The sequence below is a fragment of the Asticcacaulis sp. AND118 genome (genome assembly GCF_020535245.1).
Taxonomy (GTDB): domain Bacteria; phylum Pseudomonadota; class Alphaproteobacteria; order Caulobacterales; family Caulobacteraceae; genus Asticcacaulis.
This window is the reverse complement of sequence record NZ_CP084910.1, coordinates 1,856,908-1,874,792: the sequence shown is the minus strand read 5'-3', so window position 1 is coordinate 1,874,792 and position 17,885 is coordinate 1,856,908. Positions and strand designations below refer to the sequence as shown.

The following is a 17,885-nucleotide window of genomic DNA, read 5'->3' as shown; positions in this document are numbered from 1 at the left end:
TTTCGGTTCCCCTTACATCACTTCGATGTCGGCCTGCAGCGCGCCGGACGCCTTGATGGTCTGCAGGATAGAGATCATGTCGCGCGGGCTGACCCCCAAGGCATTAAGACCGTTGACCAGATCGGTCAGCGAGGTCGTTTCCTGAAGTTCGTAGAGTTTCTTGCCTTTTTCCTCTTCGATGCTGACATTGCTGTCGGGCACGGCGGCGGTTTGGCCTTGCGAGAAGGGGGCGGGCTGGCTGACGAAGGGGCGCTCGTCGACGCGGATGGTCAGATTGCCCTGGGCGATGGCGACGCGCGAGACGCGGACATTCTCGCCGATGACGATGACGCCGTTGACCTCGTCGATAATCACCTTGGCCGGGGTGTCCACCGCGACGGACAGTTGCTCGATGGCGGTGATGAAGCTCATCATGTTCATTTCCGGGCGGTTGCGCACGGAAACGACGGTGGGGTTGTCGGCGAAGGCCGTGCCCGGATAGGCTTTATTGACGGTGTCGGCGATGCGCTTGGCGGTGGTGAAGTCGGGGTTTTTCAGCGTCAGGCGCACGATCGGCATGGCGTTGAAATCGAAGCCCGTCTCGCGCTCGATAATGCCACCCGAAGCAATGCGTCCGGCGGTCGGCACGCCCTTGGTGATGGACGAACCCGAAGCGCCGCCGGCGGAAACCGATCCGGTCTGCACCGACCCTTGCGCCGCCGCATAGGTTTCCCCGTCGGCGCCCAGAAGCGGCGTAACCAGCAGCGTGCCGCCCAGCAGGCTCTTGGCGTCGCCCATGGCCGACACGGTGACGTCGATGCGCGAACCGGGGGCGGCGAAGGGCGGCAGTTCGGCCGTAACCATGACCACCGCGGCGTTTTTGATATTCAACGAGGCGTCGCGAATATTGACGTCGAGGCGGCCCATCATGCTTTCCATGCTTTGCTTGAGCATGGGCGAGTTGCGCACCGTATCGCCGGAACCGTTGAGGCCGACGACGAGGCCGTAGCCCACCAACTGGTTCTTGCGCACCCCTTCGACATCGACAATGTCCTTGATGCGCGAAGCGGCGTAAGCCGCCGGCGCACCGAGAGATGACGCGCAGAGGGTCAGAAGGGCGGCAACAAGAGCGATCAGTGAGCGCATACGCTTTTCCACGGATAGGGCATTAACCATGTTTGCCGGGGTGCGAATTTCGTGCCAGAGAAAAACCTGTTTGGAGTCAGTAGGCTAATTTTCAGGATTTCGAGCGGGACCGGTTCGGGGGAAAAAACTGCCGGGCCGTTAAGGGCTTGGAAACTACGGGCGGCAAATACTCGCCATTACAGTTCCCCTCAGAAGAGGGTTCGCGTCCTTTTCGCCAGAACGGCCCCGCCATGACCATAACACCGCTGAATGGGGCAAGTATGATCAAGATCAACGGACCGGCCGGACCGGCCAATGTCGGCGCTTCGAACGCGACGCGACGCACGGCAGGCGGCTTTTCGCTGAACGGATCATCTGAAGCGAAGTCGAGCGCTTCGGCGGCATCGGTATCGCAGGCCCTGTCTCTGGGCGGGATCGATGCGCTGCTGGCCTTGCAGGCCGAAGACGACGGGCTTCAGGGCCGCCGCCGCCGTCAGATCCGGCGCTCTCAGGACATTCTCGAAGCCCTCGACGATCTCAAGGTGGCGCTTCTGGGCGGCACGATCGACGACGGCGCCTTGCTGTCGCTGCAAAAGATGATCGAACTGCAACGCGAAGAGGTCGAGGATCAGGGGCTGCAGGGCATACTGAACGAGATCGAAACCCGCGCCTATGTCGAACTGGCCAAGCGCAGACTGATGTAATTTCGCCTGATGCGCGAATGCGGTCACATTCCGTTGTGTGCGTTGCACCATCGAAACCCCGGCGCTGTAAAGAAAACGTGATTGTTCACGGGTGATTCCGCGGGTATAAGCCGCGCCATCGGGCCAGTGCGCCGACGTGTCCAGATGGGGCCCTGTTCTTGCAGGGAGGGACAGGGCGGCGGGGGCGTCTCATATCGGGGCGCGGTCAGCGGGTGCCGGTGAACAATGTCATGGGGTGTGGTGCTAAGATGAGTGCAGTCGAGCTTTCCAAATCCGATACCGAGACCTATCGTCCGCTGGACGACGAAGAATATATGAACGAGCGTCAGCTCGCCTATTTCCGCAAAAAGCTGATCTCGTGGAAGAACGAAATCCTGGCCGGGTCGAAAGAAACCGTTTCGATCATGCAGAAGGAAACGGAAAATCACCCCGATCTGGTCGACCGGGCCTCTTCCGAAGCCGACCGCGCGCTGGAACTGCGCACCCGCGATCGTCAGCGCAAGCTGATCTCCAAGATCGACGAAGCTATCGCCCGCATCGATGACGGCTCTTACGGCTTTTGCGAAGAGACCGGTGAGCCCATCGGCCTCGGTCGCCTCGAAGCCCGCCCGACGGCGACGCTCTCGATCGAAGCGCAGGAACGCCACGAGCGCTCCGAGCGCGTCCACCGCGACGACTAAAAGATGTGAAGGGCGCTGGAAACAGCGCCTTTTGTCTTTTCCGGCATGTGAAAAAGCGGCTTTAAAAACCGTTCGGTCCGGCGTAATAGACCTGCCTGATTTCGTTTCACATTCTGGATAAATCATGACCGTCAAGGTTCGCTTCGCTCCGTCGCCCACCGGCCGCATCCACGCCGGCAATGTCCGCGCTGCCCTTATCAACTGGCTGTTCGCGCGCAAGAATCAGGGCGTCTTCGTGCTGCGTATCGACGATACCGATCTGGAACGTTCGACCCAGGAAAACGAAGACCTGATCGAGACCGACCTCAAGTGGCTGGGGCTCGAATGGGGCGAGCGCTACAACCAGTCCAAGCGCTTCGACATCTATCAGAAGGCCGCCGACGCGCTGAAGGCCGCGGGCCGTCTTTATGCCTGCTACGAAACCGCCGAGGAACTGGACCGCCGGCGCAAGGTGCAGTTGTCGCGCGGTCTGCCGCCGGTCTATGACCGCGCCGCACTCAAGCTGACCGATGACGAAAAGGTCGCCTACGAGGCCGAGGGCCGCAAGCCGCACTGGCGCTTCAAGCTGGAAGGCAAGCGCGTCGCCTGGGAAGACCTCGTGCGTGGGCATTGCGAAGTCGATACGACTTCGATGTCCGATCCGGTGCTGATCCGCGAAGACGGGGCCTTCCTCTACACCCTGCCGTCGGTGGTCGACGATATCGACATGAAGATCAGCCACGTCATCCGAGGCGAGGATCACGTCGCCAATACCGGCACGCAGATCGAGATTTTCGAGGCCCTGTCGGCCTTTTTCGGCGGTTCGCCGCTGCCGACGTTCGCGCACATGACCCTGCTGGTCGGGGCGGACGGCGAAGGGTTGTCCAAGCGTCTGGGGTCGATGTCCATCTCCCAGATGCGCGAAGACGGCATCGAGCCGATGGCTATCGTGTCGCATCTGGCCAAGATCGGCACGTCCGATCCGCTGGAGGTCGCGCCGTCGCTCGACGCTCTGGCCGAACTTCAGGACTTCGACAAGATGGGGCGCGCCCCCGCGCGTTACGATTTCGACGACCTGATGCGCCTCAATGCCAGCGTCCTTCAGGCCATGTCCTATGCCGAGGCCCAGCCGCGTCTTGAGGCTCTGGACTCAGATTTGGGCGAACTGTTCTGGGAGACGGTGAAGGTCAACCTGCACAAGTTCGCCGACGTGACCTTATGGGCGCAGGTGGTCAAGGGCGACATCGCGCCGGTGATCGAGGACGCCGCGTTTGCCGCAAAGGCGCTGGAACTGCTGCCCGCCGACTATGGCCGTGAGAGCTGGGGCGTGTGGACGGCGGCGATCAAGGACGCCACCGGCGCCAAGGGCAAGGCCCTGTTCATGCCGCTGCGTCTGGCCCTGACCGGTCAGCCGCACGGCCCGGACATGGGGGCGCTGAGCTTCCTCATAGGTCGGCAGAAGATTGCGGATCGCCTGAGCGCCTGATTGAAGACGGCGCCCCTTGTCTTTGTGCCGCCTGCCGGTAGAGTGGCCGTGACGGAGACGATCATGAGCGCTTTGATACTGACGGCCCTGCTGGCGGCGGGTCCGGCCGATATGGCTTCGCTGGACTGGCTGGGCGGTTGCTGGGTTCAGACCAGGGGCGAAACACGCATCGAAGAACTGTGGACCTCTCCGGCGGGCGGTATCCTGCTGGGCAGCGGGCGCACCACAAAGGCCGGAAGCCTGCGCAGTTACGAACAGATGCGTATCGAGGTCATAGACGGCACGCCCACCTTCATCGCCCTGCCGTCGGGACAGGCGGAAGGCCGTTTCCCGCTGAAATTCGCGGCTGACGACGAATGGGTATTCGAGAACACGGCGCACGACTTCCCGCAGCGGGTGATCTACAGCCGTGGCGAAACCGGGCGGCTCAATGCCGCCATAGAAGGCACGATCAAGGGCCAGACGAAGCGCATCGAATTCGCCTATGAAGCCTGTCCGGCCCCTTAGACCTGACGACGGCGGCTCATCGGATCGCCCAGATCGGCCTCGCTGTCGATTTCGGTATGGGCATCGGGCGGCGCGCCCTCGGTTGCCGGTTCGGGCGGCGTTTCATCCGGTCGGTAGGGATGGTCGCTGGCCGCACCGGTCTTGGGACCGTAATCGTTCAGGCCGTTTTGTTTCGGGGCTTGCGGGTTCAAGGTCCGGTCGTTCATATCTTCCGGTAGCATGGGCAGTCTCCTTATCTGCAAGAGACTGCGCCCTTCCGGCTAAAGAAACGATTCTAAAGCACGCGCCGCGTGTCGATTTCTTCGTCGTGCGAGGCCATTTCGGCGATCGCGTCCAGCACCTCATCGACCGTATCGACGCTCTTATAGGTGTGACGGAAGGCGTCGGGCGTGAACTTCTTGCCCACGGTAAAATCGACCAGATCGAAGAAGGGCTGCCAGAAACCGCCGGAATTGAGGAAGATGATCGGCTTCTTGTGCAGGTCCAGCCTGCGCCACGACAGAAGCTCGATGACTTCTTCCAGCGTGCCGACGCCGCCCGGCAGAACGACGAAGGCGTCGGACTCCTCGAACATCTTCATCTTGCGCTCGTGCATCGACTCGACGATGACCGTTTCGACCTCGTCCAGCAGGCGCTCCTTGGTGCGCAGAAACTGCGGCATGATGCCGAGGACCTTGCCCCCGGCCTCGTAGGCCCCGCGCGCGGCTTCGCCCATCAGGCCGACCCCGCCGCCGCCATAGACCAGACGGAGCTGATGGGCGGCGAGGATGCCGCCCAGTTGCCGCGCCTCGTCCTTGTAACGCTGGTCCACCGCGTCCGACGACCCGCAATAGATGCACACCGACAGGATGGGGCGGGGCAGGGTGGCGGAGGTGGCATCGGGCATGCGAAAATCCTTACTTCAGAAAGAGATGGCGGCAGGGCTTGATTGCCGCGCTCAGGAAACGATATGGTCAATCGGGTAAATAAAATGAATGTCCGGCATAAGTTAGAGCGCATTCCGAAAAGTGTACAACGGTTTTCGGATATAAATGCGCGCTCTGCGAATCCGGCTTGTCCGGGTTTCACAAGCCCTTTTGAAAGGCATCGGCGTTCGCATGGGTTTCAAGCTGCACACTTTGATCGTTCCCATGGCGATGGCCGTTCTTGTGAGCGCGTGCGGGCAGAAGGCGCCGGAAAACGCCGAGGTCGCGGACTATGTAGCCACCAATCGCGGCTATGTGAAATCGCCGGAAGTGACGTCTGTGGCGGTGACCGCAGCGGGCGAGCTTCTGGTGACCGGTTCGGCCCTGCCGGAATCGCGCGTGCGGCTGACCTCGCCCGGCGGACAGGCCTATGGGGTCACCGCCGGCGGTGACGGGCGTTTTCAGGCCAGCCTGCCCCAGGTGTCGGGCGGTAGCCTCTACGATCTGGCCATGGAGGCCGAAGGGCGACTGATGAAGGCCGAAGGCCGGCTGTTCGTGCCGCCGGCCTCGGACATCGGCGCGCCGCCGCGTTCCGTGCTGCTGCGACCGGGGGCGGCGGGTCTGCCGCTGTGGCCGCAGGCCGGGCTGCTGGCGGTGGTGGATTACGATGCGGGCGGGGCCATGGCCGTATCGGGACGCACCGACCCCGGTGCCACGGTCGATGTCGAGATCGACGGCCAGCCTGCGGTCGAAGTCCGCGCGGGCGACAACGGCATCTACACGGCGACACTCCCGGTCAGCGGCGGCCTGCGCGACGGCACGGTCAGCGTCGGGGTCCATGCCCGCGACCGCTTCGAGACGCGGCAGGTCAGCCTGCGTCAGCCGGCGGGCGAACGGGCGGCTCTGGCGTCCGGCGTGTGGTATGTCGACTGGCAGATCACCGGCGGCGGCATGCAGACGACGGTGGTATTTTAAAGCTGCACCTGGCCGCATCACTCGCAACGTTTTTGTAACGCATTTGCGTAAACTGTGATGCGGATAACGCAAATATGTGCGCTGCGGCCTCTTAACAGGATTAAAGTTTGCACTATCTTGAACTCAGGTGAAAACTGTCGGAGCATTCTCTGACGGCCATTCGCCGGTATGAGTCTCACGACGAAGGGCGCGTTTTCGCCTTTCGCCCAACGAAGAGGACAGGTTTGACATCTGGCAAATCCCTGCTGCACACCGGAACACTGGCTTTCGAGCCGGTTAAGGCGGCGCGCGCCCCAAAGGCGCCGGTCACCGATGTGGACAAGCCGGCCAATGCGCCGTTCGCCATCATCGACGCCAAGCCGAAGGCGGCGAAGCCGTCCCTTTATCGGGTGTTAATCCTCAACGACGACTATACCCCTATGGAGTTCGTCGTGTACGTGCTGGAGCGATTCTTCAACAAGTCACGCGAGGACGCCACCCGCGTCATGCTGCACGTCCACCAGACGGGCGTCGGCGTCTGCGGGGTCTATACCTACGAGGTCGCCGAGACCAAGGTCGCCCAGGTGGTGGACATGGCCCGTCGGCATCAACATCCGCTTCAGTGCACTATGGAGAAAGACTGAGGATCATCCGATCCATAACTTTCAGCCCAGGTTCATCGAGGAGAGACCAGACTACCCCTGTACCCGCTTTTTGCTCCAAGGAGAGGCCAGACATGCCATCGTTTTCCAGCGCTCTCGAAGAAACCCTGCATCGCGCGGTGGGTCATGCGAACACCCACCATCACGAGTACGCAACCCTGGAGCACCTCCTGCTGGCCCTTGTCGACGATGTCGACGCCGCAGGCGTCATGACGGCATGTAATGTCGATCTGACCAAGCTCAGGACCGCATTGACGGCCTATATCGAAACCGACCTCAAATCGCTGGTCGTGCCGCATTCCGAAGAAGCCAAGCCCACCGCCGGGTTCCAGCGCGTCATCCAGCGCGCGGTGATCCACGTGCAGTCGTCGGGCCGTGACGAGGTCACCGGCGCCAATGTGCTGGTCGCCATCTTCTCCGAACGCGAATCGCACGCCGCCTTCTTCCTGCAGGAGCAGGAGATGACGCGCTACGACGCGGTCAACTATATCGCCCACGGCATCGCCAAGAAGCCCGGCGCGTCCGAACCGCGCCCGGTGCGCGGTTCAAGCGAAGACAGCCCGTCGTCCGAGGAAAAGTCGGGCAAGGCGGCGTCGACCGACGCGCTGGCGGCCTATTGTGTGGACCTCAATGAAAAGTCGCGCCACGGCAAGGTCGATCCGCTGATCGGGCGTTCGGCAGAGGTCGAACGCGCCATTCAGATCCTGTGCCGCCGCACCAAGAACAACCCGCTGCTGGTCGGCGATCCGGGCGTCGGCAAGACGGCCATCGCCGAAGGCCTCGCCAAGAAGATCGTCGAAGGCGAAGTGCCTGAGGTTTTGTCCGGCGCGACCATCTATTCGCTCGATATGGGCACGCTGCTGGCCGGCACCCGCTACCGCGGCGATTTCGAAGAGCGCGTCAAACAGGTCGTCAAGGAACTGGAAGCCCATCCCAACGCCATCCTGTTCATCGACGAAATCCACACGGTCATCGGTGCGGGCGCGACGTCGGGCGGGGCCATGGACGCCTCCAACCTGCTGAAGCCGGCCCTGGCCTCGGGCGCGCTGCGCTGCATGGGTTCGACCACCTATAAGGAATACCGTCAGCACTTCGAGAAGGACCGGGCGCTTGTCCGTCGCTTCCAGAAGATCGATGTGACCGAGCCGACGCTCGACGACACGGTGAAGATCCTCAAGGGCCTCAAGCCCTACTATGAGACCTTCCATAATCTGAAGTACACCGACGCCGCCATCAAGGTGGCGGTGGAACTGTCGGCGCGCTATATCACCGACCGCAAGCTGCCGGACAAGGCGATCGATGTGATCGACGAAGCCGGTGCGCTGCAGGTGATCCTGCCGGAAGGCAAGCGCAAGAAGGTCATCGGGCCGAAGGAGATCGAGACGGTCATCGCCAAGATCGCCCGAATCCCGTCGAAGTCGGTGTCCAAGACCGACACCGAGGCGCTGCGCGACCTGACCAACGACCTGCAACGCGTGGTCTTCGGTCAGGACGAGGCTATCGAGCAGCTTTCGGCGGCCATGAAACTGGCCCGTGCGGGTCTGCGCGACGCCAACAAGCCGATCGGCTCCTACCTGTTCTCCGGTCCGACCGGCGTGGGCAAGACCGAAGTGGCCAAGCAGTTGTCGCAAACCCTCGGCATCGAGCTGCTGCGTTTCGACATGTCGGAATATATGGAGCGTCACACCGTGTCTCGACTGATCGGCGCGCCTCCGGGCTATGTCGGCCACGATCAGGGCGGCCTTCTGACCGACGCCGTCGATCAGACGCCGCACGCCATCGTCCTGCTCGACGAAATCGAGAAGGCGCATCCGGATATCTACAACATCCTGCTTCAGGTGATGGATAACGGGACGCTGACCGATGCGGTGGGCAAGAAAGTCGATTTCCGCAATGTGGTGCTGATCATGACCACCAATGCCGGCGCTTCCGACAACCAGAAGAACTCGATCGGTTTCGGCCGCGAGAAGGTGTCGGGCGAGGACGAGGTGGCCATCAAGCGCCTGTTCACGCCGGAATTCCGCAACCGCCTCGATGCCATCGTCACCTTCCGTCAGCTCAAGCCGGAGGTCATCGGGCAGGTCGTGCAGAAGTTCATCCTTCAGCTCGAAATGCAACTGGCCGATCGTCACATCACGATCGAACTGTCTGCCGATGCCGAAAAGTGGCTGGCCGAAAACGGCTATGACGAACTCTATGGCGCGCGTCCGCTGGCCCGCGTCATTCAGGAGAACATCAAGAAGCCGCTGGCCGACGAGATCCTGTTCGGCAAGCTGGTGCGCGGCGGGCATATCCTGGTCAAGCTGGCCGATGGCAAGATCGCCTTCGACATCACGCCGGCCAAGGACAAGAACGCCTCGCGTGCCGAGGCGGTGGATTAGGAAAAGACGCAGGGGGCTGGCCCCCTGCACCCCATTACGGGGAGTAAATGACTTAAAGTTATGGGGTGTGGGGTCCGTGACCCCACATCTTTTGAACAAAAAGAAACCCTCCGGAGCAAATCCGGAGGGTTTCTTTTTGTTCAAAAATGAGCCCCGCCCTTACGGTGCGTAGGGCTCCGGGGCCAGGACGCTGGCGCCTTGTTCGCGCAGTCGGGCGTCACGGGCTTCCTTCATGATCATCTGGGCGCGCGGGTCGCTCGAAGCCCAGCCGAGGAAGGACAGGGCCTCGAAGCCCTTGGCGCTGGCCTCGACACCCTTGCCGAACATGGCGAAGGGCGACTTGTTGTTGGGATAGCTGACCAGCTTGACCTTCACGTCGTCGCCAATCTTGGCCAGTTGCTTGGCCTTGGCCACGGCGGCGTAGAAGCCGCCGGTGTCATCGACGAGGCCCAGTTGCTTGGCCTGAGCGCCGGTCCAGACACGGCCCTTGGCGATCTCACGCACGCGCTCCGGAGCCAGCTTGCGGCCCTCGGCGACATGGGTGATGAAGGCGTTATAGATGCTGTCCATCCAGTTGGAGATGGCCGCGGTCTGCTTTTCGCTGAACGGCTGACCGGCCGAATAGGCGCCGGCGAAGTCCGATCCCACGCCGATCTGGCGGAAGTCGACGCCGAAGCGCGATGCCGCCTCACCGATGGCCATCTTGCCGCCATAGACACCGATCGAGCCGGTGAGGGTGGTCGGATTGGCGACGATGGCGTTGGCGCCCGCCGAGACCCAGTAACCGCCCGAAGCGGCGTAGTCGCCCATGGAGACGACGACCGGCTTGCCGGACTTCTTGGCGTAGGCGAGGGCGCGCGAAATCTGTTCCGAAGCGGTATCCGAACCGCCGGGTGAAGACACGCGGAAGACGATGGCCTTGACCTTGTCGTTGTCCACCGCGTCGTAGAAGGCCTGAGCCACATCGTCGGAGAGCATCTGGGCTTCGCTGCCGAAGCCGCCGCCCTGACCCTTGCCGGTCATGATCGGACCTTCGCCATTGATGACTGCGATGGTCTGGCTGCCCGAAGAGGTGACGGTGGCGGCGTAGGACTGAATGTCCATCAGTTGCGTATCGGTGCCGCCCTTGGCCTTGGCGGCTTCCTCGATTTCCTGCACCTGACCGAGATGGGTGATCAGGCCCAGTTCCTTGGCCTGTTCGGCGCTGTAGGGACCAGCTTCGAGCACGGTCTTGAGCTTGGCGGCGTCCAGCTTCGCGTCCTTGCGGTCGGTGGCGGCGTCGCTGATCAGCGAGTCGTAGACCGAGCCCATCCACGACAGGGTGGCTTCGCGGTGCGCCGGGGTGAAGTCGCTTTGCAGGTAGGGGTTGACGGCGTTCTTGTATTCATAGCGCTGCTGGAACTGCGGATTGATGCCGTACTTGTCGAAGGCCCGCTTGAGGAAGACTTCTTCGGTCGAGATGCCCGTGACCTGGAAGGACGACCGCGGCTGCATCCAGAATTCGGTCGCCGCCGTACCCACCGTGTAGGAGGCCAGCACCATGGTCGAGGGATAGAGGCCCTGCGAATGGGCGTAGACGGGCTTGTTCTTGCTGCGGACATAGCGCACGGCGGTGCGGATTTCCTGCGCTGCGGCCGGCATCAGCCCGCCTTCGGGCAGGCGGATCAGCACCGATTTCACTTTGCCGTCGTCCGCCGCGTGATAGAGCGAGGTGACGATGTCCATGGTCGACAGAGGGCGGCCGGTGAGGAAAGCGAACGGATCGGGCCGCGTCTGATCGGTCAGGCCTTCGCGCAGATCGACCACCAGCGTGATGGCCGAAGGGGTCGTCGGCTTGGACGCGGCGGCGATCATGGTGATCAGCAGGAAGGGCACGCCGACGAAGAACAGCACGAAGGCTGCGAATACGGCGCCAACCGTAATGAAGAACTGTTTCATGTGTCGAACGTCATCCCCCGAATGGGTGCAGCGATAAAATATGCGCCATGACCACAATAGACGGCGCACGCGCACTCACGCGCACAATAGCGCCCCGAACGATAAGGTCAAATGAAGACCGTGTAATGAGTGCGTTCGCCGGACATCAGAATTTGGTACGTCCGGCCGCCGGCTCGCGGTCGTGCTGGTATTTCGGATCGCCGTGGCAGTGCGGGCAGGACACGCCCTTTTCATAAAGCGGGCTCTTCTGATCGGCCTCGGTCAGGGCGTGGTCGCAATAGAGACAGAGGGTCGCGGTCTCCGACGGCTTGAGGCTGTGGTCGACGGCGATGCGCTCATCGAAGACGAAGCATTCACCGTCCCACAGCGACTCTTCGGCGGGCACGTCCTCGAAATACTGCAGAATGCCGCCCTTGAGGTGATAGACGTCATCGAAACCGTTATCCATCATCCAGGCGGTGTACTTCTCGCAGCGGATGCCGCCGGTGCAGAAGGTGGCGATTGTCTTGCCTTTGAACTGTCCGGCGTTCTGGCGCGTCCATTCAGGCAGGAATTTGAAGGTCGGGATTTTCGGATCGATCGCGCCTTTGAACGTGCCGAGATTGACCTCGTAATCGTTGCGCGTGTCGAGAATGACCACGTCGTTGCGGCGGATCAGGTCGTTCCAGTCCTTCGGTTCGACATAGTGGCCGCGCTTGCCGAGATTGACGGGCTCACCCAGCGAAATCGTCTCTTTCTTGAGCCGCACCCGCACCTTACCGAAGGGCTGGGTGTCGGCATAGGACTCCTTCCACACGATCGGTTCGCCTATCAGTTCGGTCTGGAGGTAATGCAGAAAGCTGTCGATGGCCTCGCGCGTGCCGGCCAGAGTCGAGTTGACTCCTTCGGAGGTGATCAGCAGCGAGCCCTTGATGCCAAGCCCTTTCAGCCGTTCGAGCAGCGGCGTCTGCTGCGCTGCGAAATCGGGGAAATCGAAGAAATGGTAGAAGGCGGCGATGACGTAAGCGGGCTGGGACATGCGGCGGGAGCTATCACAAAGCCCCTTGTCATGAAAGGGGGGGGGCGGAATATCGCGGGGATTACAGGAAGGTCCAGCGGCGGATAAAGGCGGCCTGACCGTAACGGATGCCGGCTTCATCGACGACGTTCCACAAGACGGTGTCTTCTATATGAAAGCGTCGCCCTGAGGCTGAGACGCGTATGCCGGTGTAATGATCGACGTGTCCCTGCGCCAGTGCCGCCCTGAGCAGGTCATTGCGATCGGACTGGATGCCGCTGTCGCCCTCGGCGGAATGGCGCGAGGGCAGGCGGGTAAAGGCCTTCCACTCCATCTCCCATAAAGCGAGCGCCTGCGCATTGGCGTAGCGGAAAACCGGATCGGCCTCGGTCCCGTGCGAGACGATGGCCTGCGGCGCCTGAAACAGGGCGTCAGCCAGTTCGGAATCGGTCAGGGTGCCGGCATTGCCGGCCATGTCCTGCCCGGTAAAACGCCGGAAGCTATTGGCCATCAGACGATTATAGGCCTGAACGGCAGGATCGAGGTGAGGCGGCATGAAATCAGAGAAGTTGGGGAAAATTTCAAAGGGGGGATTGCATGTCATAAAAGCTTGGGTTAGTGAAGCGCCCTCTCGCTGAGACAAGCGTGGGCAGCAAGTCTTTCAAAGACTTCTTAAAGACCTGCTGGGGAATGGTGTAATGGTAACACTCCGGTTTTTGGTACCGTCATTCTAGGTTCGAGTCCTAGTTCCCCAGCCAATTTTCTTTTCCTGACAATTATCGTAAGGCGACGCTATCGACGTTTTGTCGGTATGCGCCTGGCGTATCCGTTATCAGCACGACCCCCTGTTTGTTTATCGCATAACAACGGTGAGCGATATTGGCGATGCGTTTCCCGTCAGCGCCCGATTTCGAGGGCAAAATTTTACATGACCCGTGCGGGGAAACGGCGTAAGCCTTCGTCAAAACGTATCACCGGGGGCTACAAATGTCCGACGCCATCGCACTTCTCATTCCGCCGCGCGAAAAGGATCTCGGCGGCTTCACCGTCAAGCGCATCCTGCCGTTTGCCAAACACCGCATGGTCGGGCCGTGGATATTCTTCGACCATATGGGACCGGCGATGTTCGAACCGGACAAGGGCACCAATGTCCGCCCGCATCCGCACATCAATCTGGCCACCGTTACCTATCTGTTCGAAGGCCATATCCACCATCGCGACTCGCTGGGCTCGGACGAGGTCATCTCGCCGGGCGCCATCAATCTGATGGTGGCGGGCAAGGGTATCGTCCATTCCGAGCGCGAGCCGCTGGAAGGGATAGATACGACGCGCAACCTGCACGGCCTGCAACTGTGGCACGCCCTGCCGGAAGCCGATGAAGAGATCGATGCGGCCTTCTTCCACTACGATGCCGAGGAAATTCCGGCGCTTGAGGTCGAGGGCGTGCCGGTGCGCGTGATGATGGGCGCGGCTTACGGCGTCACCTCGCCGGTCAAGACCTATGCCGAAACGCTCTATCTCGAAGCCCGTTTGCAGGCCGGTCAGACGCTGGTTCTGCCGGACCATGTCGAAGAACGCGGGCTTTACGTCGTTTCGGGCAGCGTCACGGTCAACGGCGCGCCGGTTGAGGCCTTCCATATGGCTATTCTTACGCCCGGTGCGACGGTCAGCGTGTCGACGGACAGCCAGGCGCAACTGGCCCTGGTCGGTGGGGAGCCCTTCACCGAACGTCATATCTACTGGAACTTCGTCTCGTCGCGCAAAGAGCGCATCGAGCAGGCCAAGGCCGACTGGCGCGAAGGACGTTTCCCCAAGGTGCCGGGCGACGAAATCGAATTCATCCCGTTGCCGGTGGAATGATGAGCGACCGTATTACCGCACGGGTCGAAGAGACCCATATTTCCGAATTCAGCGTTGCCATCGAGGTCAGTGGTCATCGCCTGAGCGGAGACGAACCCGTCGCGAAGGGCGGGCTGAACCTCGCCCCTTCGCCCTACGACTATCTGACGACGGCGTTGGGCGAATGTACGGCGATGACGGTACGGTGGTACGCCAAACAGAAGGGCTGGCCACTGGTGCATGTGGCGGTCGAACTGACGTACGAAAAGGTCGCCGGGCACGAGTCGGGCAAGGCCGACATCTTTCGTAAATCGGTGACGCTGACCGGCGATCAACTGACCGAAGAACAGCGCCAAAGACTGCTCGATGTCGCCGCCAAATGCCCGGTGCACAAGACGCTGAGCGGCGGGGCGTTTATCGAGACCCTGCCCGCCGGTTAGGCGACCTCGCTGCAAACGGTTGAAGCGGGTGCAAGCTTTCGTTTGAAACAATTATGACTTTACAAGGCGGTATGTGCCTCATTAGTGTCCGGCGCAAAGCACTATAAAGGGTAGCGTCGATGAAAAAAGGCATGATGGTCAGCGCAGCCGCACTGGCGACGGTTCTGTTTGCGGCTCCGGTTTCGGCTCAGGTCTCTGCACCCTTGCCCCCGCCGCTGCCGGCTTCGGCGCAGGTCGACTATCCCGGCACGCTGAAGGTCTATGTCGACGCCACCGATACCGAGCAACGCGTCATGCGCGTGCGTCAGGTCGTGCCGGTGGACAAGGCGGGGCCCTTCACCCTGATCATGCCGCGCTGGCTGCCCGGCAAGCATGCGCCGCGCCCGCAGGCCGACAAGATCGCCAATGTACGCTTTTCCGCCGGCGGTCAGAATCTGAAGTGGCAGCGCGATCCCGTTGAAGTTACGGCCTTTCATATCGACGTGCCTGCCGGCGCGAAGGAAGTCGTGGCAGAGTTCGACTTCCTGAGCCCCATGACCACCACGGCGGGGCGCGTCGTCGTCACCGATGTGATGGCCAACCTGCAGTGGGAAAATCTGTCCATGTATCCGGCAGGCTATGCCGTGACGCGCGTGCCGGTCGAACTGACGCTGAAACTGCCGGAAGGCTGGGCCTATGCGGCGGCGCTGGACGTCGCGTCGAAAAATGCTGACGGCACCGTGACCTTCAAGCCGCTGCCCTATGAGCACTTCATCGATTCGCCGATGTTCGCCGGCAGGTTCAGCAAGAGCTTCGACCTCAGCATCGATACGAAGGTGCCGGTGCGCATGCACGTCTTTGCCGACAAGCCGGGCGATCTGGCGACCACGGACGAGCAGATCGCCATCCACAAGAAGATGGTGGCGCAGGCGGTGAAGGTCTTCAAATCGCAGCATTACGACCACTACGACTTTCTGGTCCATCTGTCGGAAGAGATGGGAGATATCGGGCTTGAGCATCATCGCTCGTCTGAGAACGGGCACGATTCCAACTATTTTACCGACTGGAAGACGGCCTATGTCGGGCGTGACCTGCTGGCGCACGAATTCACCCATTCGTGGGACGGCAAGTTCCGCCGCGGCGCCGATCTCTATAATCCCGACTTCCACACTCCCATGCGCAACAGCCTGCTGTGGGTCTATGAAGGCCAGACGCAGTTCTGGGGTTACGTCCTGTCGGCGCGTTCGGGATTGTACACGCCGGAGCAGGCGAAGCAAGCCATCGCGCTCATCGCCGCCCAGTACGACAACTTCTCCGGTTCGCAGTGGCGGCCGCTGGTCGACACCACCAACGACCCGATCCTTTCGGCGCGTCAGCCCAAGAACTGGCTGAGCCAGCAGCGCAACGAAGACTATTACAATGTCGGCCTGCTCATCTGGCTCGACGCCGACACCCTGATCCGCGAAAAGACCAACAACAAGAAGTCTCTGGACGATTTCGCGGGGCTGTTCTTCGGCGTCAAGGACGGTTCGTGGACGCCGGAAACCTATGAGTTCAAGGACGTGGTGGCCGCGCTCAACAGCGTCTACGCCTATGACTGGGACACGTTCCTCAAGACCCGCGTCAACGAGACGTCTCAGGGCACCTTCCTCGACGGTCTGGAGCGCGGCGGCTACAGGCTGACCTATAGCGACACGCCGACCGACTGGTTCAAGGCGCGCGAGAAGAAGCTGAAGACCACGGACCTGAGCTATTCTCTGGGACTATCGCTAAACGCCACCGGTGAGATCAGCAGCGTCTTCTGGGACAGTCCGGCCTTCAAGGCGGGACTGGGGCAGGGCATGAGCGTGATTGCCGTCAACGGCGCCGCCTATGAGGCCGAGGGCATCAAGACCGCCATCACCGACGCTGCCAAGGCCGATGGCAAGCCGGTCGAACTGCTGATCAAGCGCGGCAAGACCTATAAGACGGTGACCCTCGACTATAAGGGCGGCCTGCGCTATCCGCGCCTCGACAGGATCGACGGCAAGAAGGCCTATCTGGACGATATTCTGGCCGAAAAGAAGTAGGCAGGGGCACGGCCCCTGCACCCGTTAGTTTGGGTTTCTCGACTTCATGTCCTTGGCGATTTTCTCCAACGTTTTCTTCTGTTCCGGCGTAAGTGGGATAGTCTCGATACGGCAATGGCACTTTGACCACATCGGATACAATTCGGTGATCAATTCTTTTGGCCACTGACCATACCAGCCATAGCCTGAGCGGCGTTCCGGGTGGATGTCGGCATAGGTAGCGACCCGCACGCCGTCGCGGTTGGCCAGGATCACCGAATTGTCGATGATATCATAGAACCGCGCCCACAGTGGCGGCGCGGAGGGATCATCCACCAGTCGGTTATCGATGGTCGCCGTGTGATAGTCGTACTTGACCGGGGCGGGCAGGGCGAAGGTCTCCAGCCGTTTGCCGCGGATGGCCGAGCGCTTCATCCACGCCACCGCGCCATCGACCGCGGCAATCACCTCAGGCGAGGGGTTCGGGATGGACATCAGATAGCGGGTATTTTCCACGCTTTCCTGAGAGACAATCGACACCAGTTCAAAGCTGCGCCCTTTGACGGGCTGCAAGGTCACGGGATCGTACTGACCGGCCCAGCCGGTGAGCTGCCCGTTCTGACGGATTTGCAGCCTGAGCAGGCAGGCATCGCCAGCGGCCACCGCCGATGCGGCCTGCTTACGTAAATATTTATTCACAGAATCAAAAGGATATTCGCCTGTGCTGATGCGACGCAGCAGGTGCAGATTGCCCGATGTCACCTCATCGGCCATGGTTATCTTGTCATGAAAGCTGCTCTTGGCCGGTACGCTGTGGGGCCAGCCACCGCAGGTCTTGATCTGCTGCGACAGGATGAGATCGAGGCCACGCAGGGCCGCGTCGCGATAGGCGGCCTTCTGCGTCCGTTCATAGACCGCCATCAGATAGTCGACCTGCGTATAGATATTGCGGTTGTCGAAGCTGAAGGCCGGATCGCTCTTTTCTTTTAAGACCGTCGCTTTTTCTTCCGGCGTCAGGATGCGCGCCGGGTCTCGGTTTTCAATCCACCCGCCATTATCCCTTTGCAACAGAAGAAGATTATCGGCGATGGCCGTGACATCGTCATCGGCATGGCGGGCATAGGCCTTGCCGTTCCTGTTCTGCCAGTGATGGATGGCGTCGCCAAAGCCGCTCAGCGAGGGCGCGGAAGGGGTGGCCACAGGTCCGGTGACGCAGGCCGACAAGGCCAGTGCGGCGATAAGGCAGAGCCGTCTCTTCATGGTGTGTCCCCTGTGTTTTGTT

At 61.4% G+C, this 17,885-nt stretch carries 17 protein-coding genes and 1 tRNA gene; 11 read left to right on the top strand and 7 right to left on the bottom strand.

The window, feature by feature from the left end:
• Positions 1-12 precede the first annotated feature (12 nt).
• Positions 13-1,125 (bottom strand): flagellar basal body P-ring protein FlgI, encoded by a 1,113-nt coding sequence (locus LH365_RS09025; RefSeq protein WP_226743315.1) that lies wholly within the window; start codon positions 1,123-1,125, stop codon positions 13-15.
• 260 nt (positions 1,126-1,385) lie between these two features.
• On the opposite strand from LH365_RS09025, the gene LH365_RS09020 reads away from it, so the two are divergent.
• From LH365_RS09020 to LH365_RS09005, 4 genes are all read left to right on the top strand, one after another.
• Positions 1,386-1,808 carry a flagellar assembly protein FliX gene (locus tag LH365_RS09020; RefSeq protein ID WP_226743314.1) on the top strand — a complete coding sequence of 141 codons (423 nt, stop codon included), beginning with the start codon at positions 1,386-1,388 and terminating at the stop codon, positions 1,806-1,808.
• 248 nt (positions 1,809-2,056) lie between these two features.
• On the top strand, positions 2,057-2,488 hold the full coding sequence (dksA, locus tag LH365_RS09015; protein ID WP_107876316.1) for an RNA polymerase-binding protein DksA: 432 nt from the start codon (positions 2,057-2,059) through the stop codon (positions 2,486-2,488).
• Between the two features lie 124 nt (positions 2,489-2,612).
• The gene (gene gltX / locus LH365_RS09010; protein WP_226743312.1) at positions 2,613-3,953 is read left to right on the top strand and encodes a glutamate--tRNA ligase; all 1,341 of its coding nucleotides are present in this window, start codon (positions 2,613-2,615) and stop codon (positions 3,951-3,953) included.
• A gap of 63 nt (positions 3,954-4,016) precedes the next feature.
• Complete coding sequence (locus LH365_RS09005; protein WP_226743311.1) at positions 4,017-4,460, top strand: DUF6265 family protein; 444 nt, start codon at positions 4,017-4,019, stop codon at positions 4,458-4,460.
• Here the strand turns inward: LH365_RS09005 and LH365_RS09000 are convergent.
• Complete coding sequence (locus LH365_RS09000) at positions 4,457-4,681, bottom strand: hypothetical protein (RefSeq protein WP_226743310.1); 225 nt, start codon at positions 4,679-4,681, stop codon at positions 4,457-4,459. The genes LH365_RS09005 and LH365_RS09000 overlap by 4 nt on opposite strands.
• Positions 4,682-4,734: 53 nt before the next feature.
• On the bottom strand, positions 4,735-5,346 hold the full coding sequence (locus LH365_RS08995) for a TIGR00730 family Rossman fold protein (RefSeq protein WP_226743309.1): 612 nt from the start codon (positions 5,344-5,346) through the stop codon (positions 4,735-4,737).
• 211 nt (positions 5,347-5,557) lie between these two features.
• Here LH365_RS08995 and LH365_RS08990 point away from each other — a divergent pair, with 211 nt between their 5' ends.
• From LH365_RS08990 to clpA, 3 genes are all read left to right on the top strand, one after another.
• A complete protein-coding gene (locus LH365_RS08990) occupies positions 5,558-6,340 on the top strand; it encodes a hypothetical protein (protein WP_226743308.1) in 783 nt (260 codons plus the stop codon).
• Positions 6,341-6,654: 314 nt separating this feature from the next.
• Positions 6,655-6,963, top strand: a complete 309-nt coding sequence (gene clpS / locus LH365_RS08985; RefSeq protein ID WP_226745469.1) for an ATP-dependent Clp protease adapter ClpS — start codon at positions 6,655-6,657, stop codon at positions 6,961-6,963.
• A 92-nt stretch (positions 6,964-7,055) separates the two neighbouring features.
• Positions 7,056-9,362, top strand: a complete 2,307-nt coding sequence (gene clpA, locus LH365_RS08980) for an ATP-dependent Clp protease ATP-binding subunit ClpA (RefSeq protein WP_226743307.1) — start codon at positions 7,056-7,058, stop codon at positions 9,360-9,362.
• 159 nt (positions 9,363-9,521) lie between these two features.
• Here clpA and sppA read toward each other — a convergent pair whose 3' ends face one another.
• The 3 genes from sppA to LH365_RS08965 form a co-directional block, all read right to left on the bottom strand.
• The gene (sppA, locus tag LH365_RS08975) at positions 9,522-11,300 is read right to left on the bottom strand and encodes a signal peptide peptidase SppA (protein WP_226743306.1); all 1,779 of its coding nucleotides are present in this window, start codon (positions 11,298-11,300) and stop codon (positions 9,522-9,524) included.
• Positions 11,301-11,445: 145 nt separating this feature from the next.
• Positions 11,446-12,318, bottom strand: coding sequence for a rhodanese-related sulfurtransferase (locus tag LH365_RS08970; protein ID WP_226743305.1), 873 nt, complete (start codon positions 12,316-12,318; stop codon positions 11,446-11,448).
• A gap of 61 nt (positions 12,319-12,379) precedes the next feature.
• A complete protein-coding gene (locus LH365_RS08965) occupies positions 12,380-12,853 on the bottom strand; it encodes an MEKHLA domain-containing protein (protein ID WP_226743304.1) in 474 nt (157 codons plus the stop codon).
• A 128-nt stretch (positions 12,854-12,981) separates the two neighbouring features.
• On the opposite strand from LH365_RS08965, the gene LH365_RS08960 reads away from it, so the two are divergent.
• The 4 genes from LH365_RS08960 to LH365_RS08945 all read left to right on the top strand — a co-directional run bounded on the left by LH365_RS08960 (position 12,982) and on the right by LH365_RS08945 (position 16,624).
• Positions 12,982-13,055, top strand: a tRNA-Gln gene (locus LH365_RS08960).
• 229 nt (positions 13,056-13,284) lie between these two features.
• Complete coding sequence (locus LH365_RS08955) at positions 13,285-14,157, top strand: pirin family protein (RefSeq protein WP_226743303.1); 873 nt, start codon at positions 13,285-13,287, stop codon at positions 14,155-14,157.
• Positions 14,157-14,576, top strand: coding sequence for an OsmC family protein (locus LH365_RS08950; RefSeq protein WP_226743302.1), 420 nt, complete (start codon positions 14,157-14,159; stop codon positions 14,574-14,576). Before LH365_RS08955 ends, LH365_RS08950 begins: the two co-directional genes overlap by 1 nt.
• A 119-nt stretch (positions 14,577-14,695) precedes the next feature.
• Positions 14,696-16,624 carry a M61 family metallopeptidase gene (locus tag LH365_RS08945; protein WP_226743301.1) on the top strand — a complete coding sequence of 643 codons (1,929 nt, stop codon included), beginning with the start codon at positions 14,696-14,698 and terminating at the stop codon, positions 16,622-16,624.
• Positions 16,625-16,648: 24 nt separating this feature from the next.
• Here the strand turns inward: LH365_RS08945 and pelA are convergent, their stop codons facing one another.
• The gene (pelA, locus tag LH365_RS08940) at positions 16,649-17,863 is read right to left on the bottom strand and encodes a pectate lyase (RefSeq protein ID WP_226743300.1); all 1,215 of its coding nucleotides are present in this window, start codon (positions 17,861-17,863) and stop codon (positions 16,649-16,651) included.
• Positions 17,864-17,885 lie beyond the last annotated feature (22 nt).